Here is a 24,171-nt window from a genome sequence, read left to right on the forward strand (position 1 = left end):
AATTAAAGATGAAAAAGATAAGTACATTATTCAAAAAAGATATAAATAATTTAGGAAGAGTTATTAACGAAATTAATCCTGAAAACAATTGGGTTTTTGATGGAAAAGCTATTGCTACGCAAAAGTTTGATGGTTCTGCATGTGCCGTGATCAATGGTAAATTATACAAAAGATACGACGCCAAAAAAGGTAAAACAGCTCCTGAAGGTGCAATTCCATGTCAGGAAGCAGATCTTACCACAGGCCATCATCCGCATTGGGTAGAGTGTAGCATGGAGAAAAAAGATGATCAGTACTTCTGGGAAGGATTCAATGCGTTGGCCAAATCGGGCAACGTAGAAGAGGGTACTTACGAACTTATTGGTGAGAAAGTACAAGGAAACCCTGAAAATATTAAAGGTCATTTATTAGTAAAACACGGAAATAATATTCTTAGTTTAGAAAGTTTGGATTTTGAATGTATCAAAAACTTTCTGAGCAATCCAGAGAATAATATGGAAGGTATTGTTTTCCATCATACAGCAGATAATCGTATGTGTAAGATCAGGAAATCTGATTTTGGTATACGTAGAAAAGCGATAAAAGAACTTATTGTTTAAATAAAGATGAAGTTTCGGTAATGTATTTTACCGGAACTTTTTTATGTATAAATACAACCACAAGCCCAAAGGAATGTTCAAAATTCCAGTTGAAAAAGTGAAAATTCCCCTCCCTTGGAGAGGTGGCGAAAATTCAAAGAATTTTTGACGGGGTGGTTTTAAAAAAAGAAAAAATGTTACAGGCAGAAATAAAAAGTCTTTTAAAAGAAGACATCAGTATATTAATAAAAGTTCCCAATTCAGGAAAGCATTATTTATGTGATTGCGGAGAAGCAAGTTTGCTGACTGTAAAGGAAGCGCAAACGATATCAGCGATATTCATCAGCCATACGCATATAGATCACTTTTCCAATTTTGACGGCATCTTCAGACATCAGATCGGAAGTGGTGAAAAAGTAATTATTTGCGGACCGAAAAATATTCATCAGCAAATTGAAGCAAGATTAAAATCTTATACCTGGAATTTAATAGATGAAAATGCAATTGAATATGAGATCCACGAGATTGTTTCTAAAGAAAAAATCAATGTTTATACAATTCGTCCTCCTTATTGGAACCTTGAATATATCAACACTCAGCATTTCCTTTTTGAAGATGAATATGTGAATGTAGATTTTGCCATTCTCGATCATAAAACAGATTCTATTGCTTATCTGTTTAAAGAAAAAGATTCAGTGACTTTTCATGAAAATGCTTCTGATTTTAAGAAAGGAAAATGGATCAGTGAATTGAAAACAGCTTTTGAAAATAATGACTTGGATAAAGTAATTGAAATAGAAGGAACATTGTATAAAGCATCAGAACTATTTCATTTGCTGACCCGAAATGAAGGTTACAAACTAGGTGTTATCATGGATCACGCGGCGGATGAAGACAATTATGAAAAAATAAAAGCTGTTTTCAATCATGCAGATAAGGTGTATATTGAAACATTTTATAAAGATACAGATCAGGAATTTGCCAAGATCAATTATCACAGTTTTGCTTCTGCATCAGGGAAAATTATGAATGAATGTAAGGTAAAAGAAGCTGTTCCGATCCATTTTTCAAGAAGATATACGGAAAGTGATCAACAGGAAATCGAAACCGCTTTTTATAAAGCATTTCATAATTAAAAACCTCAGCACCATTTTCACAAAAATCTCAGTTGAAGACGTAATATTCCCCTCCTCCGGAGGAATGTCAAATCTATGATTTGGCGGGGTGGTATCTAGAACCACCAATAACTAAACAATTAAATTAAAAAAAATGAAACCCAATATATTTTTCACAGCTGACCATCACTTTGGTCACGAAAATATTATAAAATTTTCCGAAAGACCCTTTGAGTCTATGGAACATATGAATCAGGAACTGATCAAAAGATGGAATGAAAGAATCAATCCGGGAGATACCGTCTACCATTTAGGAGATTTCAGTCTTGGAAAGCCAGACTTTACAAAGGAAATCTTAGATCAGCTGAACGGAAATATCCATTTGATCAAGGGGAATCACGAGGGGGCTGCTTTAACGTATCCTAAACGATTCGCCTCCATCAGAGATTATCATGAATTGAAAATTGATGAACCTGATAATAGCAACGGAAAACAGAAAATTATTCTTTTCCATTACGCCATGCGTACCTGGAATGGCTCACATCGTGGAGTCTGGCAGTTATACGGACATTCACACGGAACATTGCCGGATGATGAAATGGCATTGAGCTTCGATGTTGGAGTAGACTGTCACGATTTTTACCCGATTTCCTACGAAGAAGTCAAGGAAATCATGAAAAAGAAAAAATGGACACCGCCATTCGGGCCTCGGGAGTAATAGACAGAAGAGTCTGGGAGAAAGAATTTAAACTGAAAATAAATCAATAATTAAATGATGCCATATTTATGGTATCCAGGTTTTTTATGACCTTGTTTATTGACTTTATCCTGCTCTTATTAATACATTGTACACCACCATGAAAACAACTAATGAAATAGTAATTGTCGATCTGGAAGCAACCTGTTGGGAAAATGACAGGATTCCAATCGGACAAAAAGTAGATATTATCGAAATGGGAATTTGTAAGTTGGATTTGATATCCAAAACCATTTCACAAAAACAAAGCATTTATGTCATTCCCGAAAGATCAGAAATCAATAGATTTTGCACAAAGCTGACAGGAATTACACCACAACTCATAGAAGAAAAGGGAATTTATTTTGAAGAGGCCTGTGAGAAGATCAGAGATGAATATGATCCCGAATCCCTTACCTGGGCCGGATACGGAAACTTCGACAGAGAACAAATTATTGAACAATCCGACTGGCTCGGGATAGAAAATCCTTTTTCAGGACAATACCTTGATGTGATGTATGAATTCAAAAGACATTTCAGACTTTATAAACCCATTGGACTGAAAAGGGCTCTGGATTATTTGAAAATGGACTTCGACGGAAATCATCACAGTGGAGCAGACGATGCTTATAATACAGCCAAAATTCTCAATAAAATTTTGGAATAACTCTTTAGATGGAAGTATAAAAATCAAAACTATACATCACTTCCATCTTTTAATTTTAAATAAAAAATAATGAAAACAACAGAAAATATACTCATTATAGACCTTGAAGCTACATGTTGGGAAAACAGACCACCCAGAGGTCAGGAAAGTGAGATCATCGAAATCGGAGTTTGTATCATGAACACAAAAACCGGTAAGATCTCTCAAAATGAGGGAATTTTAATAAAACCTCAACATTCGAAAGTAAGCCCGTTCTGTACGGAACTTACTACGCTTACCCAAAATATGTTGGATACCGAGGGAATTATGCTGGATGATGCATTTGATATTCTGAGAGCAGAATATGATTCCGAAGATTTAACCTGGGCAAGCTATGGAAACTATGATCTGAATATGCTTCAGAACCAGACCAGAAGATTTTATCTGGATTATCCGTTAAGCGATGATCATATCAATGTCAAAACATTATTCGGGCAAACTCATCCTACCATAAGAAAAAGTGTAGGAATGCAGAGAGCGCTGAATGAACTTGGATTTAAACTAGACGGTACCCATCACAGAGGAGTGGATGATGCCAGAAATATTGCTAAGATTCTACATTGGTGCCTGAAGCACAGCTAAGATGCAATACAGAGCATATCATTGATAGTAAGAGACTGTTCCATAGCGATCAGTCTCTTTTTTATGAGCTAATTTTATTTTTATCAGTTATCTTTGATAAAAATTGTATCCTTTGGAGGAACTCGTCGAGCTACTGGAACATACCAACAGAAGTGTTTTCCTGACAGGAAAAGCAGGAACAGGAAAAACTACCTTTCTGAATGATTTTGTAAAGAAAACACGTAAAAAGCATATTATTGTTGCTCCCACAGGGATTGCAGCGATTAATGCCGGTGGAGTAACCATCCATTCGCTGTTTGCTATTCCTTCCCGAACATTTGTTCCTACTACAGAACCTGTTGATCCTAATCTTGCAATGAATATCAACGAACTTTTCCCGCATTTTAAGTACAGAAAAGAAAAACTGGATCTTTTTCGGGAAATAGAATTGATTGTCATTGATGAAGTGTCTATGCTTAGAGCTGATTTATTAGATATGATGGATCATTCATTAAGAAGAGTGAGACGAAACCAAATGCCTTTTGGAGGAGTTCAGTTGTTATTAGTGGGAGATTTATATCAACTGCCGCCCGTTGTAAGAGAGGATTCTGAAAGGATTTTATCAAAATTCTACGAAACCCCCTTTTTCTTTTCAGCCAAAGCTTTGCAGAATGTACGGTTAGTAACAGTGGAATTAATGACAGTCTACCGCCAGCAGGATGAAGAATTCCTGGAAATATTGGATGCTGTAAGGCATACAGACTTCCATGAACTGGATTTTGAAAAGCTGAATTCCCGATACAATCCCGATTTTGAGCCTGAAACTGAAACCTATATTCATTTATGTTCTCATAACCGTATTGCAGATCATATTAACCAGAAAAAACTCAAAGAACTGGAGGCAGAATCTCTATTTTATAACGCCTTAGTAATGGGTGAATTTAAAGAAACCCAATATCCGGTTGAAGAAACCCTGGAGCTTAAAGTAGGTGCACAGATTATGTTTATCAGAAACGATTCCTCTCCCGAGAAAAACTTTTATAATGGTAAGTTAGCTGAGATTTCTTATCTCGATGAAGATACCATTAAGGCGGTATTGGATGAAAGTAAAAAAGAAATTACAGTAACCACCGAAGTCTGGGAGCAGAAAAGATATACGATTGATGCTGATAGAAACATTAAAACCGAAGTTTTGGGAAGCTTTGATCAATATCCAATACGTCTGGCTTGGGCAGTTACCATTCATAAAAGTCAGGGACTGACATTTGATCGGGTAATCATAGATGCCGGAAGATCCTTTGCCAGTGGACAAGTCTATGTTGCATTAAGCCGATGCCGTACCCTGAATGGAATCGTCCTGAAATCTCAAATTTCGAAGAATGCCATACTCAAAGACCATAGAATCGAAGACTTTCAGATATCTACCAATGCTAATGATCATCTAGTACAGATCATTGAACATGAAAAATATGATTACACATTACATAAAGTTCAGATGACAGTAGACGCATCCTGGCTAAAAGAAGCAGTAATGAATTGGAAACAGGTAATTATCGGTGCAAAAATACCAGATTCAAAGAAAATCAATACCTTATTAAATGATTTTGAAAGAGAAAGTGAACACCTTTTTAAAGTAACTGAAAAATTTAAAAAAGTTATCCATCTGAAATTAGCCGATTTTATAAATGGTGATATTCAGTGGGGTGAGATTGAAGAAAAATGCAATGGTGCTGTCAATTTTTTCTACAAAAATGTTGCTGAGAAGTTCTTATTACCTTTGAAAAACCTTTATTCGGAAACAATAGGAATCAAAGGTTTAAAAAACTTCAACGAAGAAACGAAAACATTGCTGTATGACCTTGGAGAGTACATTGAACGATTGAAATCCTGCCACCTGCTGGATATTCCTTTATTCAATCAGGAAACTGAAATAGATACTTCCACAACAGTAGTTAAAAAACCGACCCATCTTATTACTTTTCAACTATTTGATGAAGGAATGCCTCCTTTTGAAATTGCTGAAAAAAGAAATCTCACTCTGGCAACCGTATACAGACATCTTGCAAAGATGGGGTTAACAGAAGTTGAGAGAACTTTTAAACAATAAAAACCGTTTAAAAGTTACACCCTAACTTTTGAGATCAATGCTGTAATTTGATTACAGATAAGATGATTTAACTCCTTGGGAATAGAATGTCCCATTCCTTCCATCAACAAAAATTTTGCATTAGGGATAGAATCTGCAATATCTTTTCCACAATCAGAGTGAAAAATAGGGTCCTGAGTCCCATGGATAACTAAAGTAGGAACGGTTATTCTGTTTAGAACATCCAAAGTATATTGATAGGAAGAAATCGCCAACAGTTGTCTTATCGTTCCATATTTTGTTTTTGAACGGTTTAGTTCTTCTTCAATCATTTTGATTTCTAAACTTTCCTTTAGTTCATATAAATCTCCTGAAATTCTTTTTGCAAAAAGTAATTTTTCCTTGAGATAACCTTCCTTATCGAAGGCTGGATCTATCGGAGGTTTCATCATCATGGCCATCACTTCCGGATCTGAAGGTGGTAATGCAGGATTTAGGGAAGTAGACATGATTATCGTTAATGATAAAACCCTTTCCGGGAAGTATGAGCCCAATAATTGTGCAATAATTCCACCCATAGATCTGCCGGCAAAATGAGCTTGATCAATCTGTAAATAATCGAGTAGAGCAATCACATCCTTTGCCATATCCATTAAAGAATAGGGGATGTCCTCCATTGTAATATGAGAAAAAAACTCCTGATAATTTCCATTGAAATTTAGCCTCTTTTCAGAATGAAAAACAGATCCTCCCGAATCCCTGTTATCAAAACGGATCACTCTGAAACCTCGTTGAACCAATAATTGGCAAAAAGCATCGTCCCAGCGGATCATTTGACTTTCTAGTCCTGAAATCAATACAAGAGTCTGTTGATGCTCAGCGCCTAAAATTTCATAGCATAGATTAACATCGTTTATAGGAGCAATATGATTCATGAGGCATACATTTCACCATCAAGTTTTGATATCGCAGCACGTTCTGCTTTTACAATTTCCTGACGATAATTAACATATTTATTTTCCTGAGCAGGAATAATAGTGACAAATTCAAAACTGAAATGATCACTTCCGCATTCGTTCCAGTCTTGCTGAAGCTGGATATTGTTAAACATATTGCCTTGTAATAAAAACTTCATTTTATTTACCAGTGCTTCCAGATTCAATGCTCCTTTTATATATTGCTTTCCGGTCTTGTTATTTTTCACAGCAAGTACACCCATAGTGATGATATGGTTTTTGGCTTTTTCCCGAAGCTGCTGTTTTATATTATTTTTCATAAAAATCTTTGTATATATTGTTAAAGGCCTGAAACCAGAAATGAGGAGTAATTATAAGACCCAAAATAACTTCCAGCTTCCTTCTTCCTGTTTATTTATTTAATATTTCCACCCAACTCAAATAAAAGCTCGGTCGCCGTTTGTAGCGCTTTATTCTTTTTTGAGGAAATGATGTTCTTTGCTGTATGTTCAGCAGTTACCTGGGCTTCTTCAACTATTCTTTTCCCATTCGCTGTAATAACAACGTAGCTCACTCTGGCATCTCTTTCGTTAGTTTCTCTGGCTACCCATCCTATTTTTTCCAGAGGATTTAGTAAACGGGTAATACCGGAAGCGGTAACCCCTACTTTTTCAGCCAGGTCAATTCTGCGCATTTTACTTTCAGATGACTGGTTGAGGATATAAAGAATTACAAAATCATTAAAACCCAATCCATGGGCACTCAGAGAATCAAGCTTCCTTACCATAACCGATTGAAGTTTATTAATGTTCATTAAAAATAATAATTCAAGGCTTATCATTGAAAAGTATTTGAGTTGTCAAGTAATTATATTTTGCAAATATATACATTTTAATGAATTACAATTGTTTTTTAGAAAATAAATTATTTATTTTTGAGGATTATTTATTTTTAATTAGATTGAAATAGAGAAAATAAGAGCGTGAAATTTCTTAGAGTATATCAGATTTAATATTCCTGGAATTCAATAAATTATGATTATGTTGTGATTTGACGATTGACCGAAGTTTCCCTCTTATTTTTTCAACTTTTGGTTTTTTTTTCAAATTCAGGTTAAAAAGTGTCAATTTTAGCTGAATTTTTTGATTTTTATCTCACATTTTCTTAAACTAGGAGAACCCAATATTGAATTAAAGCAAGTGGTAGAAGTACTTTATTAACTTAAAATTTGTTAAAAAATTCACTTTTTAGGGAAAATTAACCAGCCTGTCTGTCAATTTTTTTTATTTTAGCGATCAAGAATGGATTTATGCTTATTAATGAAGAGTTTAAAGCAATATATTTAAACTATAAAATCAAGGAAATTATACCTTTTCTTAAGAAGCTTACACCAAAAGATAAAAAAGAAGTTGCTTCCATTTTAAAAAAACATATCAATAAAGAATGGGGGCACAATACAATATCTGTGTTAGCTGCTTTGGCGTGTAGTAAAACAAAGGATGAATATGAAAAGTTGAGACCGGGATTTTATTCTATACCGGTAGAACTAGTCGATGAACTCTTTGAAACCTATGTTCCTGATTGGATGGGAGAAAGCTATTTATTTCTTGATGGATTTGATTATCTGAAAGTCTTGGAATGGGAGCAGAAAAATTATCTTACCATTCAGGATGAAATCTGGGCATCATTGCTTTCCTCATCATCAAGAACAGAAGAAACATTGTTTGCGTATCCAGTAACACTGGAATCCCATATTTGGTTTTTATTTGAACATGAATGCAGTGTTACATCTGTTTATCGCGAAAGAAGTTGGAAAGATGTATTGAAAAATCTAGTGCTGGAAAAGAAAATAGACCGTTCCAGAGTACTTAAAGCAAGTCTTGCTGCTATCAATTTCAATTTTTCAAAAGAACATAATACCTGGTTCCTTGAGCTTTTTGCCTATTTGGAACCTACTCATAAAGAAATTCTGGAATTACAGGATGAATTGTTTATGATCTTTCATTCCACACAGCATTCATTGTTTCCGGGAATATTAAAGATTATCAATCCGGTAATTACGGAAAAAGATTTTAAAACAGAAGATTTTTTACAGGCTGCTGCATCATTAATGACCCTACCCACAAAGAATATTATTAATGGTTTGCTTCAGGTTCTGGAAAAAATGGCAAAAGATCATCAAAAATATCATGAAGCAGTATGTCTGTTTCTCATGCCTGTCTTTTTAAACAAAGATAAAACCCTTCAAACCAAAGGAGCAAAGATCATTGTTAAATACGGAGATCCGAAATCAAAAAAAATCAGGACAGAGCTGATATTTTATACAGCTTCTCTTCTTTCTGATACCCAGACTTTACTAGGTAAATTTCTTATAGAAAATGAAACCAATGAAAATAAGGATGAACAAAATTATGAAGCGGCTCCATGGCATATTTCACAGCCTATACCTCCCGTAGAATCCATAGATGACTTTATTTTCCTGGCTTCTCAGATTTTCAATAATAATGAAACCTATCATATTGATCTGTTTTTAGATGCTTTAATAAGATTTAATGATACTTTTAAAGAAGAACATTTTAATCAGCTTGAACCTACATTTAATGCTGCATTCAAAAGAAAAGAAACGGTAGGATTTCAGCATTTGCTGGCAACTTTTGTGATTAATTACGGACTGCTGAAACAAAAGAATAAATCAAAAATATTCTCAAGTGCTTATTTAGGATTTCCAGCACTCGAAAACTGGAGTGAAAAAAGAACCCCTTTTATTTTCAAAGCATATCAACAGCTTCTGTTAGGTATATTTGAATTTTTAAAAGAGAATAAACAACTTCCGTTACTTTCAGTTCCGGAGTATACTCCTTGTTGGATAACCATTAATACTCTTGTAGATAAATTGAAAGTATATCAGCAGCAAAAAGAAAAGCCTATTCCTTTTGATCTTGAGATTGCACAGCTTAGGGTGGAAAAAGGAAATCTGAAAAAAGGAGAACTATATGCTAAAGAACAACTTCATGAAGACTATTTTGATCTTCTTAAACCAGTTTTTGAGCAAAATTATTTTTCAGAACGTTATAAAAAAGAATTCATTGATGGCGGCTTCGATTGGAAGCTGGGATATAAAAAGATCTATAAATGGAATAATACAGAAGAAGTTCCTGAATCATTAATCACTATTGATAATAACAAGGAATTGCCGGAACATACCTCATTCCTGGGGCATCTTTTCAATTCTTATCATGCAATGTATCAGGATGATCTGATTCGTAGTTTGTATGCAGCACCTTATTTTTCCGGGTCTTTAGCCGCGAGAAAATATAATGGTGATTTGTCTTGTTCTGCCTATCAGTATGATATAAAAGGAAATATAGAATTTCTGGATGCCTGGATGAAACTGAATCTTCCTTTTCAGTCTGTACATTATTTAGTACTGTCTGCAGGATTGTTTCATAAGGATAAAACCTTTTCTGGTATGGCTTTTGAAGCCCTAGTAAACAAGGCTGGTTCAGAAGATTTTAATATTCAGGAGCTGGGAATTATCATGGGCAAAAAGGTGAATTTCGAATGGGCTCCCATAAAAAGGTTTACCGATGGATTATCCGGATTTATCAATTTGAGTTCCAGTCATAACCAAGCCTTTGAAAAACTGTTGATCTCCATTCTTTCAGCAGTTGAAAAACCGGTTTTTAATTTAAAAAAGCTGTTAGAGCTTTATTATGAACTTCTGAATCAAAACAGAACCCAAGTAGACGAAAGCGTTGCTGAGGTTCTTAAAGAATGGGAAAACGAAAATAACCTGAAAAAAATTATACATCAAATTAAAACACATGAAAGAAAGACTTTATGATATCCTTAATGAGGAAAAAATACATGAGATTGTCCCTTTTTTGCAACAGCTTACAGCCGAAGAAAAGCAGGCATTAGTGCCTACAATAAAAAAAATGGATCGTGAGATCAACAAGATCATCATGACCAAAAACTCTTATCATACAGCAGGTTCTGTGAATCAGCATTCTATTATTGATATTGCATCATTTATCTGCATGGATCAAAAGAGTTTTGGTAAAAATTACTGGAGCCTTTTCCGTAATATGGAACAGACGGAAAAGATACTGGAATGGGGATGCCCGGATTGGTTCTCCGATTTTATCAATGATTCTATAGATGCTGAGTTTACTGCTTTTAATTATCAGAATATTTTAGGATGGACAGAAAAAGGCTATATCCAGCCAAAACCTGAATTGTTGGGGCATCATCTGAGTAATTATCCTACAGATCTGGATCAGCATCCTGAAACACTCAATACTCATTTTTGGTATCTGTGTGAGTATCCATCCAAATCACTGCCATTCCAGAAAGAATGGTTCCCATTAGTTCAAAAGCTTGTCACAGAGCAAAAAATTGAAAGAAAAAGATTTTTAAAAGAATGCCTGCTGGCATCTAATAGAAATTTTAACAAGAACGTGACAGGCTGGTTTATGGATGCTTTTACCGCTTTAAAACCAACAGAAGATGAATTGATAGATCTTCAGGACGAGCTAATGGCCGGGCTAGCATCTGTACAGTCAAAAGCCGTCAATACAATTCTCATTCATTTAAAGAAAATAGTAGGAAATTCTGCTTTCAAAAGCGATGAATTTGCTCATTACCTTCCCAATCTGTTGAGTTTGGAAGTTAAAACGGTCGTTATGAGCAGTCTTACTTTAACGGAAAAAATCTTTCAATATAAAAAATTAAACCCTGAAATATTAGGACTTGCATTAACTTCTGCTTTTGTAAGTAAAGACGATGGAATACAGTCGAAGGCAGCCAAAATTATTTTGAAATATATTCCGCCATCTGAAATGATAAAGGAATCCCTTTCTCATTATTCAGACAATATACTGACGAATGTGCGGACTCTTTTAGATACTTATATAGAAGAAAAACCACAGGAATTGGAAGCAATAGTTTCTGAAAAAGTATTCCTGACTACCGAAGAAAATAAAGTTACGGTACTCGAAAGCTTTGAAGATTTGATGTTCTTTCTTCCTCTGGCCATAGAAGACCCTTATAGTCATCATTGTGACGTTGCTTTATGTGGATTCGCCCGTTTTGCCAATGATGTTAATGAAGAATCTGTGAAATTGATAGAACCGGTTTTCCTGAAAGCCTGTAAAACGATTGCCAAATGGGAAGTTCCGTATCTGAACGTCCTGCTATGTAATGTTATCATTAATTATGGACTGAATTTATTAGAAAAATATCCGATTCAGCTTAAAAACCTGGATAAAATATATGAGAAAACAAGCAGTGAGGAAGCTGCAAGAGAGACCTATTCAAACTATCAAAAGAAACTGGGCGCAATAACGGAAGTGGGAGCTGGAAGTCCGGTTATGAAAGCCTTTAAAGAACTTGCAATATATATTTATGAAAAAATAAAGGCAGGAGACAGCGTTCCTTTATTATTTGCCATTACTCATGCTCCTTGTTGGATTTCTCCGGTTACTTTAGTAGAGAAACTGGAAATATATCAGAATAAAAATATTGAGCCTCATCATCTTGATATGCAACTGGCATTACAGAGATGTGCTCTGGATAATACAGCAGAAGCATTACAGCTGGCTGAGCAACGATTAAAAGGAGAGTACAAGGATCTGCTGCTTTTCTTCTTTGGTAAAAATACTGAGCCAAAAGGAAAATTTGAACATCCCGCATGGTGGATGACTGCCGGTTTTACACGCTCTCCGAAAACTACTTTCAAAGAGTTTAGCAGTTTTGGATATCATACGATTCCAGTAGAATTTTTTTCTGGAATGTATCAATGGAAAACCATTGACAGTAAGAAAAATTCGTATTATCCGGCTGAGCTGAACATCGTGATCCCAAAATATCATTTTGAAAAAAGAGAAAATCCATTACTTCTGGAATATTTTATTGCTGAACCAAGAGAACTTTCCGAAACCATTGGGATGATGTGGTGCTTTCCGAATACCTTGGGCAATGCTTTAGCCAAAGTGATTAAAAGCTGTCTTTTCTACTCCGGTATTGCTGAAGTTTACGAAAGAAACCTGGTGTTGAATACAGCACAGGCCCTTTACCAGGTTAAAAAACCTTTGGATGAAATGGGATGCCTGTTTCTAGGAACTATTTTCCTGGATGGTGATAAAACAATTCGTGGAACTGCTGCTGAAATTTGGTTAGAACATGTTTCTCATAAGATGATGAATAATGCACAATTAGGAAAAGTGATCGGTATCCATGAAAAGCTGGAGTGGGCCCCTGTGAAAAGATTTACAGATCTTATCCAACATCAGATGCTGAATGTAAGTAAAAATCATAATATTGCACTCGAAGAATTAATCTCCAATATTTTGCTTCAGATGGATAAACCTATTACCAATCTGAAAAAGCTGTTGGAAGTGTATCATGAAGTATTGGCTTTAAACCAGTCGGAAGCCGATAAAAAAGTAATTGAAAAACTCAACGACTGGAAAGAAAACTCGAGCCTGAAGAAAATCTGCAATCATCTTCTAAAAAAATAAAACTATGGAAGATATGCTTACCTATAATTACTCAAGATCCTCCTCCTTCGTAAAGAAAGATGCTCTTGAGGAGCTGTTTCTTGCTCAATATAGTGAGATACAGAAAAAGACTGATGTTCCCTGTTTTTTCTGGGGGAATGTAGGTCAGCCTTTTATATTAGCCCGTTGCCTGATTGCACTTTCCAATATCGTAAAATCAAGTTTCAGTTTGTCTCCGTTTCAGATGGCCCTGTTGAAAGATCCCATCGTGACAGCCGGAAATCACAGGCTTCGTTTCGAAGGTTTTTCACATTGTGCCGGAGTTTATGCCCGTGTAGATGTTCTTCCTGATGGATTGGATGGTGAGTTTTTGGAAAACGGGACCACCAATGTAGACTTTAATCAGCCTATGATCACTGCTTTGGGAAGCATTCGTCCCAATGAAAGAATTATGCTTTCTGTAGGGGAAAAAGAAGTCGGACTCTACAAAGAAGAAAAAAAAGTGGTGGAAAGAAAAGTGCCGTTGCCTGTAAAATGGATCAAAGGTCTTGGAACCGTTCAGATCTACCTTTCGGAATCAGAAAAACAGCATACTTTTAATAAAATACAGACCCAGCAGCTGTTCAGAGGAATGCCGAAAGGGGTGGTGAAAACAGATTATTACCTTATGGTGAGAGGAAATAAACCTATGTTTTCTCCTGTGAGATCTGCTGATGCCGTTTGTATCGGAGGGCTTCACAGGCTTCGTTTATTGGAGCCTTTGCTGCCTTATATAGATTATATGCAGGTTTTCTCACATCCGAATATGCAGTCTACCACCTGGCAGCTTTACATGGGGAATATAAGATTCAGTTTTTCTTTATCAAGAGAAAGCTGGAGAGGGTTTTCTGGAGAAGGAGCAGTGCTAAATAGTCTGACTGCTGAGGTTTCAGATGAATGGATCGATGCCTTGGATAAATATGCTTATGCCAATCAGTCATTCAACGCAACCGTTTTAACATTGGAAGAAAATCTTAGCTTGAGTAAAGCAGATAACGTGACCGGAAGACTGGCCGCAATGGGATTACTGGGCTATGATCTTGATGAAAATGCATTTTTCTATCGTAGGCTGCCTTTTAAACTAAGCCGTATTTTAGGCTTGAATCCTCGTATGAAAAATGCAGAAAAACTTATCGAAGACGGAAAAGTAGAGATTTTAAACAATAGTAAGGTGAGAACGGAAGCCAGGGTAGAAGGTACTGGAGTACATCATACTGTAATTCTTGAAGAAGGTAAAGAACGCTGCACCTGTGAATGGTTCAGTAAGTACCAGGGCGAAAGAGGACCTTGTAAACATGTTTTGGCTGTGAAGAAACTTGTCAATAGCTAATAACAGATATATTTTGCCACGAATGCTAAATTAATTTATCCATGCGTTCGTGGCTTAAACAATCAACTCTGTGTTCGATTCATCCATTCTTCGTATGAAAGAACACCTAATTCAGGGTTGCTGTCTCCTTCAAGAATAGAAATAAATTCCAACTGATTGCCATCAGGATCATTAAAATAAATAGCCAATGCAGGCATCCATGCAAATACCATGGGCTCTATACTTCCGTTTTTCAGAAAGTTGTAAGGCTTTAAATTCTTATTTTCTAAAAACTTTACAGAATAATTTAGGATATCTTCTTTTGTACTTGTAAAAGCAAAATGTCTTGTTTGCAGATTCTCCTTCTGCTCCCACAATCCAAGCATAAACTCTTTTTCTTCTCCTACCCATAGAAACGCAATTGGTCTTGTTTCATCTCTATGTGCCAATCTTAATCCCAGCACTTCAGTATAAAACTGAATACCACTTTCCAAATCACTTACCTGAACATGCGTTTCGTATAATCCTTTAATCATAGATTTAATTTTAATACACACAAAGCTAGATAAGATTCTTCTAAAAGCCTGATAATACCGATTTCTTTCATAGAAATGAATGATAGAAGGAAAATATGGAGGATTATGGGAGAAGTAAAAGATAAAGTAAAAAGTTTTGCCGTTAAACAATATTTATTCATACGGATATCAACATCATTAATAAATCAAAATTCAATTGGCTTTAGCCAAAACATAAATAAAAGCACCCAAAATCTGCGAGAGTTTTAAGCCGTATTATATCAATCTATTGAAAATATAAAACCATTTTTTTTTAAAAAAATCATCTACGCAGAAAGGTTGCGCAATAGGGTCCTTACTTTGCATCAGAAATCAGAGAGGAAGCATCAATTCCTCCCATGTTTAACAATAAAAACAGTAACTCATGAAATTTAACTTTCTAAAAAAAGAGAAAATAGTGGTCACCAACCACGAAGGTGCAAAAGCATATGTGATGACACCTGCAGAAGAATTGTATAGTGCTGTGGTTACAACAGGACTGTCGAATATTACTTATGAAAAAGGAAATGACAGATTGGAGAGAATACAGTCTCTGATTCAGAAAACCGACCCTGAATTTGTGGCAAAGCTTGCTGTATATGCAAGAAAAGAGATGCATCTGCGTTCCATTCCATTGGTTTTAGCCACAGAGCTGGCAAAAGAGGCTTCCGGTACTGATCTGGTGAGCAGAACGGTACACGGAGTCATCCAAAGAGCGGATGAAATCACTGAACTATTGGCATATTACCAGCTTGCTAATGTAAGGACAGAAACCAAAAAGCTGAACAGATTATCAAAGCAGATCCAGAAAGGTCTGGTGAAGTCTTTCAATAAATTTGATGAATACCAGTTCGCTAAATACAACAGAAAAGGAGAAGTAACCTTTAAAGATGCCTTGTTTTTGGTTCATCCAAAAGCAAAAGATGAAAATCAACAGACTATTTTCAATAAGATTGTCTATGATATTCTAGATACTCCTTATACATGGGAAGTAGAGCTTTCAGTATTGGGACAGACAAAATTTGCAGATGAAGCGGAAAAGAAAAAGGCTTTCAAAAATAAATGGGAGGAACTGATCTTTAGTAATAAACTGGGGTATATGGCCACCTTGCGAAACTTAAGAAATATTCTTGAATCAGAAGTTTCTCCAGAAGCAATGAGTAAAGTGTGCAGCTACCTGTCAGATGAGAGAGCTGTAAAAAATTCAAAACAATTACCATTCCGTTTTCTTGCTGCGTACAGAGAATTGAAAAACGTAGATTCACCTTATCTGTCTTCGGTTTGGAATGCCTTAGAAGAAGCAGTCCTGGCAAGTGCGCAGAACATTAAAGGTTTCGGATTCAATACTTCAGTAGTGATTGCGGCGGATGTGTCAGGGTCTATGCAGAAATCAGTTTCTCCCAGAAGTAAAGTCTTGTTGTACGATATTGGTTTGCTGATGTCTATGATTCTGCAGTCGCAATGTCAGAATGTAATTACGGGTATGTTCGGTAACCGGTGGTTGAGAACTCCAATGCCTAAGCAGGGTGTTCTTCAAAATGTAGATGCATTATACAAACGTGAAGGTGAAGTAGGCTATTCTACCAATGGTTATCTGGTGATTGAAGACCTTGTCAAAAGAAAGGAAATTGTAAATAAAGTAATGTTATTCACAGATACCCAAATGTGGGATAGCAGCAGAAGAGGAAACTCTTTTGAAGATAGCTGGAACAGGTATAAGATGATAGCACCAAATGCTAAACTCTATATTTTTGATTTGGCAGGCTACGGCAGACAGCCTATTGATATCAAAAGAAATGATGTATACCTTATTGCAGGTTGGTCAGATAAGATTTTCGATGCATTGAACGCGTTGGAAGATCAGAAATCAGCAATTGAAATGATTGAAAAAGTAGTGCTGTAAAAGGCACTGCTTTCTATTGAAATTCAAAGTTCATTATGATGATCAATGGGAGTTTAGAAATCATTAGTATATTTAGGAGCTTATTCCTGCTTTCCGCTATATCTTTTTTCGCCTGGCCGAGGCCAATTCAGAAAAAGGATGCCGCTGCAATCGGGGCTAGTAAATGAAGAGATGTATTATGATAGAGCTTATTAACACCATTGAGATTAATCCTTTAAAATATTCCAAAGAAGACTTTGAACTGCCAGAAATTGCTGATTATCCTGATCCTGAAGAATATTTTTTGAAGTTTACAGAAACTGCTTCCCGCCTTACCCTCAATTGTAATGAAATCCAGAAAGGTTCCAACCTTGTCAATATTGAAAACATTGATGATGAAAGTCTGGAGACAATTGTAGTCGCAAAACTCACCGAAGTAGAATTTGATGACCCAGATGAAAGAGGATTTGTACTCTCTTTTGATGGGGGAATTGTATTAAAAAAAGATGATGAGGTGCTTATTCAGCCAAGTTGCTGTGGTGATCTTGAGAATATAGAAAACTGGGAGAAAGTTATTGAAAGAAGATCTTCCGCCTGGGGAGAAATATGGATTGGACATCCCTGGATTTTCTATAAAAGAGAAAACGGAATGATTAGTTTCTCAGAGTATACAGAAGCCAATATTAATGAGGTGAAAGATGTGAAAACAAAATTTGGAGTGGAAGAATCAGAATTTCAAAATGAATTAGACAAAGTAATACAGCATCAAATCCATTTTAAAAATAGAGTTTTAAATATTTTGAAAAAGATGAATATTGAAAATGCCGAAAGAATTTCAGAATTCATGTCCGGGATTAAATAAAAATTCAACTGCGTAAAAAGAATGCGTACTTAGCGTATAATTTTGAAGTATTAATAATACCGGTGTCGTAAGAAAGGTCTACTTCGATTCTAAAACTGACAGAGCCTTTCGTCAAATTACCCGGTAAAACAAACCAATGCCGTCCGTAAGAGTTTCATCGTCAACTTCCATTGAAACTAATTACTCTTACAATATATTGCTTGGTTTTTATAAAAAATGAACCGCGTAAAAAGAATGCGCAGTAACCATATAAATTTGTAACATCAACTGATAACCATGAATAACTATAAAACAGATCTTAAAGAAGCAGTGTATTGAGGCTAATACTCAATACTCATGAAAAAAATTAAAAAATTAAAACAAACCTTCGGAACCAGTGTGTATGAATTGATTGATTTTCCGAAGAAAATTTCCGGAGTACAGATTTCCAGACTCCTGTATGGAAATGATTTGGGCTGTTCGTATTGTTTTCCACATGGCTTTGAAGTGGTGAATGCAAAAGAAACCAAATTTCAGCGAAATTGGAAGAAATACAGAAGAACCCAATGGAAAAACGAATAGCAAGTGCCGTAAAACAGAATTACTTCGTGGGGTAACAGAAGTATAGGTTCAAGTCCTGTTCTGCGGAAGCAGATGGTGTAAAGATAGCACGCCGTTAATATGAGTCTGTTTAACTGATTGCCTTGCTTTTTTCAATGTGATTTAGGAATTATATTTGAATCTAGTACAAATAAAGAAGTTAAAAATCAGGTGTCGTCTTAGAATCATACTTCGAGATTGAATAAACATTGGGTCGCAGGTTCGAATCCTGCCTTTTCCCCCGAAAAGGAGAAGTAGCTCAGCGGGTAGAGCAAATGCATGAACGATTCTAAAAAAATTACCCTGATTTGTATAAAAGAGTGCCGTAGAAAAGGCTTACTTCGGTTTATTTGGTTCGACTCCAGAAAGATCATGACAGTGGTCTGTAAATAAATGTCTTTTCAAAAATTGCCTCTTTTTTTAAAAAAAATAATACAATGAATATACCTGAAGACTTAACAGAATTTTTATACTGGGTGAAAGAACGTACAGAGAAAATTTGGTCTGTAAATGATGAGAATTGTCTCAAAGGATTTTACGGTGCTAAATGGCAAGGGCTTTCAGATGAACAAATTGATGAGGTCCAGAGGAAGTATGAAGTACAGTTTACACCAGAGCATCGGGAGTTTTTTAAAGTCCTTCATGCTATTGACAGGAAAGAAATTATAGAATATGAAGATGAAGGAGAAATTATTGCTGAGGAATATATCTTTTTTTATAACTGGCTTGAGCATGAAGAAGAAATTAGAGAAGTGATGAGAGCTCCTTATGAATGGATGCTTTCCGATATTGATTCTGTTAATAAAGTATGGCTGAAATCCTGGGGAATAAAACCAAAATCTTCTGAAAGAAGAAAAGAAATTTTTTCCGAATGGTTTTTCCATGTTCCTGTACTTTTACCTTTGAAAGGTTTCAGGTTTATTGTAAGTGATAAAAACCTCAGATGGCGGCCGGTGCTTTCGGTACGTGGTTCGGATATCATAATCATGGGTTGGGATTTCAGAACTTATTTATTAAATGAGCTAAGGAATCATCTTGATATCCATATCGAAGTCTTTGATGAAGAAGACCAAATGTTTTATCCGGAACTTATTGATGAGGTTCAGCAAATATTTGATGAAAATTTTAAATATGATGAAACTAAAGATATTCCCTATCTTAAAGAAATGATCATGTATTGGTCTTCAGGATGGAAAGGTTTTGGATTAAATTATTATCCTGAAAATGTAAAAGGGGGACGCCCAATTGTTAAAACATATATTGCAGAAGAAGAAAAATAATTTTTTTAAGAATTATCATAAAAACAAACAAGTGCCGTAGAATAGTGTTACTTCGCTCATTACGACGGGGACACGGGTTCGAATCCCGTCTTTTCCACTAAAATATAGGAAAAGTAGCTCAGCTGGTAGAGCACGACATCACTATTTGCTTGTTGCCTTGTTTTATTATTTTAATATCATATTGACAAAAAATTAAATAAACGAAGCCAAAAGCGGGGAGAAGGAAATAGTCTTTGTATCGTAATTTTCTATAAAGTCAGGCAGAGTATTCTTTCAGACTTTAATAACTTCCTTTCTTCCCACCTCAAGCTTCCTTTCTATAAATTACAAGTGTCGTTAGGAAAAAGTTCATCGTACCATTTGAGGGAGGAATAGCGAAGTCGGTCACTCCGGCAAGGCTATCCGGTTCGACTCCGGCTCACGTAAGCCCTGCTTTTTCCTTGCTATTACCTTTATAAAAAGCCGATAAGTTATTTATCGGCTTTTTTCATAGCTTGTTCCAACTCTTCTTCAAACATCAGTTTCCATTTGGAGAGAGTGGTTCTGCTGATCTTATATTTTTTAGACATATAACTCGTAGAGTGCCCATGCTTCTTTTGATATTCAAGAAGTTTAAGCATCGTTTTTTTGTCATAAGTCTTTAGCTTTTGATTATTTTTCTGGCCTTCTTTGGAAGGTTTAAAAAGCTTTTCATTGAATTTCAGTACATCTTCGCTGGTATCCAGCTTTCCTAAAAGTTCCTTTATTTTAGGATCTTTTAGCTTATCCGGATATTCCATCTTAAGCATGTCCTGGTATATCTTTTTATAATTGGGACGCATTTTTATCAATTTATCCGTTAATATCACTTTTCTGAAGCCATCGATGAAGCGTACTTTTAGGAATAGAGTACTCCTTAATCACTTCACTTTGAGTCATATCTCCAGAAAGAATTCTTTTCATAATGAATTCCTTAATTTCCTGAGTATAAATGTTTTTTCTGAAGTAAGGAATTTTATCAGATTTCTGTTGATTTTTATGGGCCGCCGCCGGTGGAGCATATAAAATCAGGTGAGAACTGTAAAGTCTGAAGAAATCATATTCCAATAATTTGCTCCATCTCAGAAGAAGATCTGCATCTATTGATCTGCTGTTGTACATTCCTTCTATGGCATCTTCATCTTTGCCCAGGAATTTACATATCCTCTCCATAGTTATTTCATTTTCATCAACCCTCTCCTTAATAAACTTTCCAATATGGATCTCTTTGTATAACATTTTTATTTAATATTATCTATTTATTACAACTTATACATTCAAAAACGTGAAATAAGCAATATATATTACTCCAAATTACAACGTGTAATTCATCGAATTTTGAGATGAAGAATCAGAGCGCTATTCAAAATTTTGAATACCTGTAATGAGATGATAAAATTTTAGGAAACGGTTTAGGACAGCTTAAATTAAAAGGATATGTTTATCTACCTTTAGGTATATGCATTATTTCCAATGGTTTTATGGCTCATCTTCTCTTTCAAACTTCTTTTCTCTTCCATTTGTGTAAATAATATATTACCTATTAACGTTGTTTCATGCAATTCTATTTACGTTAAGCTTTTGTGTTGAAAGGTTGTAAGTGTTTTGACAACCAGTTTTTTATGTTTAGAATATCTTGTTTAGTACCAATAATCTGCTTAATTGCTTTCAAATTTAAACAAAAATTAGAAGTAAAGATGAGTGGAAATCTAAAAAAGTTTCTTTATGGGCAGATTTTAATTAAAATTAACATATTATGTGAACAGATGTGTGAAATAAATTGAGAATAATAGTATTTCATAAAAGTTGGGAAGAAAAAATTGTATACCACTCATCAAGTATATACCTTTGCAGTTCAATGAAAAATACCATCAGCTTATTCGATTTTTCGAAAAAAATAAATTACAAAAATGAATTGCTGGCTGGCTTTACCGTAGCCATGACCATGATTCCTGAATCGCTTTCATTTGCTATTCTGGCAGGGCTTTCTCCACTTACAGGATTATATGCAGCCTGCTTGATGGGAATTGTAACAGCTGTTTTAGGAGGACGTCCGGGAATGGTTTCAGGTGGGGCCGGAGCTACTATTGTTGTTCTGATAGCTCTTATAAAATCTCACGGGATAGAATATCTTTTTGCAACCGTTGCTTTAGCCGGAATTTTTCAGATGCTGGTCGGGATATTTAAACTTGGGAAATTTGTCAGACTTATTCCACAACCCGTTATGTACGGATTTTTGAACGGATTGGCGATCATCATTTTTATGGCGCAGGTCGAACAATTTAAAGTTACAGATGCCAATGGAGTGATAGGCTGGCTTCAGGGAACGCCTTTATATATTATGGGCGGGCTTACCGCACTCACCATTGCCGTAGTTTACTTCTTCCCTAAACTTACAAAAGCAGTTCCGGCATCTTTAGCTGCTATTATTGTCGTATTTGCTGTAGTTCTTGGATTCAATATTCAAACGAAAACAGTAGCAGATATTGCCCATATCAGTGGAAATCTTCCAAGTTTCCATATTCCCCAAATTCCATTTTCCATAGAAACGCTGCAGATTATTTTTCCTTATGCATTGATTATGGCTGGAGTAGGTCTTATCGAATCCTTACTGACTCTATCGATGGTGGATGAAATTACCAATTCCAAAGGAAATGCCAACAAAGAATCAGTAGCACAGGGATTAGCTAATATTACCAATGGGTTTTTCGGCGGAATGGGGGGCTGTGCAATGGTTGCCCAGACCTTAGTGAATCTTAATGCAGGATCCAGAGCCCGATTATCAGGAATTATTGCTTCCATCATGATTTTACTTATTATCCTGTTTGGGGCGCCTGTTATTGAGAAAATTCCGATGGCAGCGTTAGTAGGTGTAATGATGATGGTTTCTATCAGTACCTTTCAATGGGTTTCTATCCGGATTGTAAATAAAATGCCGAAATCAGACATATTTGTTGGAATTACTGTAGCTTTAATTACAGTAGTGCTGCATAACCTTGCATTAGCAGTTCTGGTTGGAGTGATTATTTCAGCTTTGGTTTTTGCCTGGGATAATGCCAAGAGAATCCGTGCGAAAAAACATACAGATGAAAACGGGGTTAAACATTATGAAATATATGGCCCTTTGTTTTTTGGCTCAGCAACAGCTTTTGCAGATAAATTTGATCCGATGGACGATCCTGATGAAGTGGTAGTAGACTTTAAAGAAAGCCGTATTGTAGATATGAGCGCGATTGATGCTGTAGATAAATTATCAAAAAGATATAAACAACAAGGGAAGACATTATTTCTTCGCCACCTTAGTGAAGACTGCCGAAAAATGCTGAAAAACGCCGAAGCTGTAGTAGAAGTCAATATTCAGGAAGATCCTACCTATAAGGTCATGCCGGAAAAATAATAGAAAAGTCAATAGTGAATTTTGCTTTACAAGTGAATAGTGAATTTTTGAAATACTGTCAAGATTGACAAGCTAAGCAAATTCTCATTCACTATTCCCAACATAACACAATTAAATTCCCATAACCAAACAAAGACTGTAAGAAAGCCCTACAGTCTTTATTTATTGCTATGTATTCATCTAAATCATAAAATATCTTAAAACAGAGATAGAAGGTAATACGTTTATGATAAAAATTTTATCTTTGGGAAGAATAGAGAATTAAACACTTTTTGATGATTAATAAATTTTAAATCTTTTTCAAGAAGCTAAATAAAACTTTTAACTTAAAACATATTGAAAACAGATATCGACATTCATAACCACTGTCATTTTTCCTTTGACCTGTGGCTTACCCTAATCAAATCTCATCCTGAATTTAAAACAAAAAGAGTTGAGCTGTTCTCCTCATTTTTTAATCTGGATGTACCGATTGAGGTGGTTGCAAGAACTGTAAAATATTACGATGATCTTTGCAATACTATTAATGAGGTTACAGGAGGGAATATAGATACTTTTGAGATCTATCTGATGATTTTGGGAGCATTAAATAATGTAGATATAAAGCTTTTTGATAAAGAAAAACTTAATGAGTTTTACGAAAAAAGTGAAGAATTGTTTTTAGAATATAAACCTGTTATCATTTTTGAAAATATTCATGATTTTTTTGATGAAATTAAAAATCAGGGAAAAACTATCAATATTCTGAGTAATACAGGATTTATCAAAGGAAAAACAATGAGAAAGTTTCTGATTCATGAAAATTTGGATCAGTATATTGATTTTCATATTTATTCTGATGAAATCAACTGTTCAAAACCGAACCCGCTTATTTTTCAGGAGGTGAAGAATAGCCTTAAAAATCAGGATCTTCCGTTGCACCAGATTTTACATATTGGTGATAATCCTGTGGCTGATTATAAAGGAGCTACAGACTTCGGGTTCAGCGCACATTTACTTAAACACTAACCATA

Annotated in this window: 21 protein-coding genes; 15 read left to right on the forward strand and 6 right to left on the reverse strand. The window is 35.3% G+C overall.

What is annotated here, in order from left to right; translation table 11 throughout:
* Positions 1 to 8 precede the first annotated feature (8 nt).
* The 6 genes from AC3HD6_RS20135 (at position 9) to AC3HD6_RS20160 (ending at position 5,803) form a co-directional block, all read left to right on the forward strand.
* Positions 9 to 599 carry an RNA ligase 1 family protein gene (locus tag AC3HD6_RS20135; protein WP_488897944.1) on the forward strand — a complete coding sequence of 197 codons (591 nt, stop codon included), beginning with the start codon at positions 9 to 11 and terminating at the stop codon, positions 597 to 599.
* Positions 600 to 772: 173 nt separating this feature from the next.
* The gene (locus AC3HD6_RS20140) at positions 773 to 1,714 is read left to right on the forward strand and encodes an MBL fold metallo-hydrolase (RefSeq protein WP_488897945.1); all 942 of its coding nucleotides are present in this window, start codon (positions 773 to 775) and stop codon (positions 1,712 to 1,714) included.
* Positions 1,715 to 1,847: 133 nt separating this feature from the next.
* Entirely contained in the window at positions 1,848 to 2,411 is a 564-nt protein-coding gene (locus AC3HD6_RS20145) for a metallophosphoesterase family protein (protein ID WP_488897946.1), read from the forward strand.
* A gap of 139 nt (positions 2,412 to 2,550) precedes the next feature.
* Positions 2,551 to 3,096: a 3'-5' exonuclease gene (locus tag AC3HD6_RS20150; protein ID WP_488897947.1), complete on the forward strand. Its 546-nt coding sequence runs from the start codon at positions 2,551 to 2,553 to the stop codon at positions 3,094 to 3,096.
* Positions 3,097 to 3,165: 69 nt separating this feature from the next.
* Positions 3,166 to 3,717, forward strand: a complete 552-nt coding sequence (locus AC3HD6_RS20155) for a 3'-5' exonuclease (protein WP_488897948.1) — start codon at positions 3,166 to 3,168, stop codon at positions 3,715 to 3,717.
* Positions 3,718 to 3,820: 103 nt separating this feature from the next.
* Positions 3,821 to 5,803 (forward strand): AAA family ATPase, encoded by a 1,983-nt coding sequence (locus AC3HD6_RS20160; protein ID WP_488897949.1) that lies wholly within the window; start codon positions 3,821 to 3,823, stop codon positions 5,801 to 5,803.
* A 14-nt stretch (positions 5,804 to 5,817) separates the two neighbouring features.
* Here the strand turns inward: AC3HD6_RS20160 and AC3HD6_RS20165 are convergent, their stop codons facing one another.
* The 3 genes from AC3HD6_RS20165 to AC3HD6_RS20175 form a co-directional block, all read right to left on the reverse strand.
* Positions 5,818 to 6,717 carry an alpha/beta fold hydrolase gene (locus AC3HD6_RS20165; RefSeq protein ID WP_488897950.1) on the reverse strand — a complete coding sequence of 300 codons (900 nt, stop codon included), beginning with the start codon at positions 6,715 to 6,717 and terminating at the stop codon, positions 5,818 to 5,820.
* A complete protein-coding gene (locus tag AC3HD6_RS20170) occupies positions 6,714 to 7,058 on the reverse strand; it encodes a GIY-YIG nuclease family protein (RefSeq protein ID WP_488897951.1) in 345 nt (114 codons plus the stop codon). The genes AC3HD6_RS20165 and AC3HD6_RS20170 overlap by 4 nt, the downstream gene beginning before the upstream one ends.
* A gap of 95 nt (positions 7,059 to 7,153) precedes the next feature.
* Positions 7,154 to 7,552 carry a MarR family winged helix-turn-helix transcriptional regulator gene (locus AC3HD6_RS20175; protein WP_488897952.1) on the reverse strand — a complete coding sequence of 133 codons (399 nt, stop codon included), beginning with the start codon at positions 7,550 to 7,552 and terminating at the stop codon, positions 7,154 to 7,156.
* A 495-nt stretch (positions 7,553 to 8,047) separates the two neighbouring features.
* Here AC3HD6_RS20175 and AC3HD6_RS20180 point away from each other — a divergent pair, with 495 nt between their 5' ends.
* The 3 genes from AC3HD6_RS20180 to AC3HD6_RS20190 are packed head-to-tail and all read left to right on the forward strand — an operon-like array spanning position 8,048 to position 14,607.
* Complete coding sequence (locus AC3HD6_RS20180; RefSeq protein WP_488897953.1) at positions 8,048 to 10,582, forward strand: DUF6493 family protein; 2,535 nt, start codon at positions 8,048 to 8,050, stop codon at positions 10,580 to 10,582.
* A complete protein-coding gene (locus tag AC3HD6_RS20185) occupies positions 10,563 to 13,259 on the forward strand; it encodes a DUF6493 family protein (RefSeq protein ID WP_488897954.1) in 2,697 nt (898 codons plus the stop codon). The genes AC3HD6_RS20180 and AC3HD6_RS20185 overlap by 20 nt, the downstream gene beginning before the upstream one ends.
* A gap of 4 nt (positions 13,260 to 13,263) precedes the next feature.
* Positions 13,264 to 14,607: an SWIM zinc finger family protein gene (locus tag AC3HD6_RS20190; RefSeq protein ID WP_488897955.1), complete on the forward strand. Its 1,344-nt coding sequence runs from the start codon at positions 13,264 to 13,266 to the stop codon at positions 14,605 to 14,607.
* A 62-nt stretch (positions 14,608 to 14,669) separates the two neighbouring features.
* Here AC3HD6_RS20190 and AC3HD6_RS20195 read toward each other — a convergent pair whose 3' ends face one another.
* Positions 14,670 to 15,122: a VOC family protein gene (locus AC3HD6_RS20195; protein ID WP_488897956.1), complete on the reverse strand. Its 453-nt coding sequence runs from the start codon at positions 15,120 to 15,122 to the stop codon at positions 14,670 to 14,672.
* Between the two features lie 403 nt (positions 15,123 to 15,525).
* Between AC3HD6_RS20195 and AC3HD6_RS20200 the strand changes: the two genes are divergently transcribed.
* From AC3HD6_RS20200 to AC3HD6_RS20215, 4 genes are all read left to right on the forward strand, one after another.
* Positions 15,526 to 17,043 (forward strand): TROVE domain-containing protein, encoded by a 1,518-nt coding sequence (locus AC3HD6_RS20200; protein WP_488897957.1) that lies wholly within the window; start codon positions 15,526 to 15,528, stop codon positions 17,041 to 17,043.
* Between the two features lie 178 nt (positions 17,044 to 17,221).
* A complete protein-coding gene (locus AC3HD6_RS20205) occupies positions 17,222 to 17,884 on the forward strand; it encodes a hypothetical protein (RefSeq protein WP_488897958.1) in 663 nt (220 codons plus the stop codon).
* A gap of 336 nt (positions 17,885 to 18,220) precedes the next feature.
* Positions 18,221 to 18,445 (forward strand): phosphate ABC transporter substrate-binding protein, encoded by a 225-nt coding sequence (locus AC3HD6_RS20210; RefSeq protein WP_488897959.1) that lies wholly within the window; start codon positions 18,221 to 18,223, stop codon positions 18,443 to 18,445.
* Between the two features lie 455 nt (positions 18,446 to 18,900).
* Complete coding sequence (locus tag AC3HD6_RS20215) at positions 18,901 to 19,743, forward strand: hypothetical protein (RefSeq protein ID WP_488897960.1); 843 nt, start codon at positions 18,901 to 18,903, stop codon at positions 19,741 to 19,743.
* Between the two features lie 470 nt (positions 19,744 to 20,213).
* Here the strand turns inward: AC3HD6_RS20215 and AC3HD6_RS20220 are convergent, their stop codons facing one another.
* Positions 20,214 to 20,564, reverse strand: a complete 351-nt coding sequence (locus AC3HD6_RS20220) for a helix-turn-helix domain-containing protein (RefSeq protein ID WP_488897961.1) — start codon at positions 20,562 to 20,564, stop codon at positions 20,214 to 20,216.
* Positions 20,565 to 20,574: 10 nt separating this feature from the next.
* Entirely contained in the window at positions 20,575 to 21,000 is a 426-nt protein-coding gene (locus tag AC3HD6_RS20225; RefSeq protein ID WP_488897962.1) for a transposase, read from the reverse strand.
* 619 nt (positions 21,001 to 21,619) lie between these two features.
* Between AC3HD6_RS20225 and AC3HD6_RS20230 the strand changes: the two genes are divergently transcribed.
* Together AC3HD6_RS20230 and AC3HD6_RS20235 are read left to right on the forward strand one after the other, a co-directional pair.
* Positions 21,620 to 23,158, forward strand: coding sequence for a SulP family inorganic anion transporter (locus tag AC3HD6_RS20230; protein WP_488897963.1), 1,539 nt, complete (start codon positions 21,620 to 21,622; stop codon positions 23,156 to 23,158).
* 336 nt (positions 23,159 to 23,494) lie between these two features.
* A complete protein-coding gene (locus tag AC3HD6_RS20235; protein WP_488897964.1) occupies positions 23,495 to 24,166 on the forward strand; it encodes an HAD family hydrolase in 672 nt (223 codons plus the stop codon).
* Positions 24,167 to 24,171 lie beyond the last annotated feature (5 nt).

The sequence above is a fragment of the Chryseobacterium sp. II3a genome (assembly GCF_057815135.1).

Excerpts from the sequence above, each read along its gene's own strand:
- AC3HD6_RS20215 (WP_488897960.1), top strand. The coding sequence starts at position 18,901 with ATGAATATACCTGAAGACTTAACAGAATTTTTATACTGGGTGAAAGAA.
- AC3HD6_RS20185 (WP_488897954.1), top strand. The coding sequence starts at position 10,563 with ATGAAAGAAAGACTTTATGATATCCTTAATGAGGAAAAAATACATGAG.
- AC3HD6_RS20230 (WP_488897963.1), top strand. The coding sequence starts at position 21,620 with ATGAAAAATACCATCAGCTTATTCGATTTTTCGAAAAAAATAAATTAC.
- AC3HD6_RS20180 (WP_488897953.1), top strand. The coding sequence starts at position 8,048 with ATGCTTATTAATGAAGAGTTTAAAGCAATATATTTAAACTATAAAATC.
- AC3HD6_RS20165 (WP_488897950.1), bottom strand. The coding sequence starts at position 6,717 with ATGAATCATATTGCTCCTATAAACGATGTTAATCTATGCTATGAAATT.
- AC3HD6_RS20210 (WP_488897959.1), top strand. The coding sequence starts at position 18,221 with ATGAAAAAAATTAAAAAATTAAAACAAACCTTCGGAACCAGTGTGTAT.
- AC3HD6_RS20135 (WP_488897944.1), top strand. The coding sequence starts at position 9 with ATGAAAAAGATAAGTACATTATTCAAAAAAGATATAAATAATTTAGGA.
- AC3HD6_RS20170 (WP_488897951.1), bottom strand. The coding sequence starts at position 7,058 with ATGAAAAATAATATAAAACAGCAGCTTCGGGAAAAAGCCAAAAACCAT.
- AC3HD6_RS20155 (WP_488897948.1), top strand. The coding sequence starts at position 3,166 with ATGAAAACAACAGAAAATATACTCATTATAGACCTTGAAGCTACATGT.
- AC3HD6_RS20205 (WP_488897958.1), top strand. The coding sequence starts at position 17,222 with ATGATAGAGCTTATTAACACCATTGAGATTAATCCTTTAAAATATTCC.
- AC3HD6_RS20145 (WP_488897946.1), top strand. The coding sequence starts at position 1,848 with ATGAAACCCAATATATTTTTCACAGCTGACCATCACTTTGGTCACGAA.
- AC3HD6_RS20140 (WP_488897945.1), top strand. The coding sequence starts at position 773 with ATGTTACAGGCAGAAATAAAAAGTCTTTTAAAAGAAGACATCAGTATA.
- AC3HD6_RS20225 (WP_488897962.1), bottom strand. The coding sequence starts at position 21,000 with ATGTTATACAAAGAGATCCATATTGGAAAGTTTATTAAGGAGAGGGTT.
- AC3HD6_RS20195 (WP_488897956.1), bottom strand. The coding sequence starts at position 15,122 with ATGATTAAAGGATTATACGAAACGCATGTTCAGGTAAGTGATTTGGAA.
- AC3HD6_RS20190 (WP_488897955.1), top strand. The coding sequence starts at position 13,264 with ATGGAAGATATGCTTACCTATAATTACTCAAGATCCTCCTCCTTCGTA.
- AC3HD6_RS20220 (WP_488897961.1), bottom strand. The coding sequence starts at position 20,564 with ATGCGTCCCAATTATAAAAAGATATACCAGGACATGCTTAAGATGGAA.
- AC3HD6_RS20200 (WP_488897957.1), top strand. The coding sequence starts at position 15,526 with ATGAAATTTAACTTTCTAAAAAAAGAGAAAATAGTGGTCACCAACCAC.
- AC3HD6_RS20175 (WP_488897952.1), bottom strand. The coding sequence starts at position 7,552 with ATGAACATTAATAAACTTCAATCGGTTATGGTAAGGAAGCTTGATTCT.
- AC3HD6_RS20150 (WP_488897947.1), top strand. The coding sequence starts at position 2,551 with ATGAAAACAACTAATGAAATAGTAATTGTCGATCTGGAAGCAACCTGT.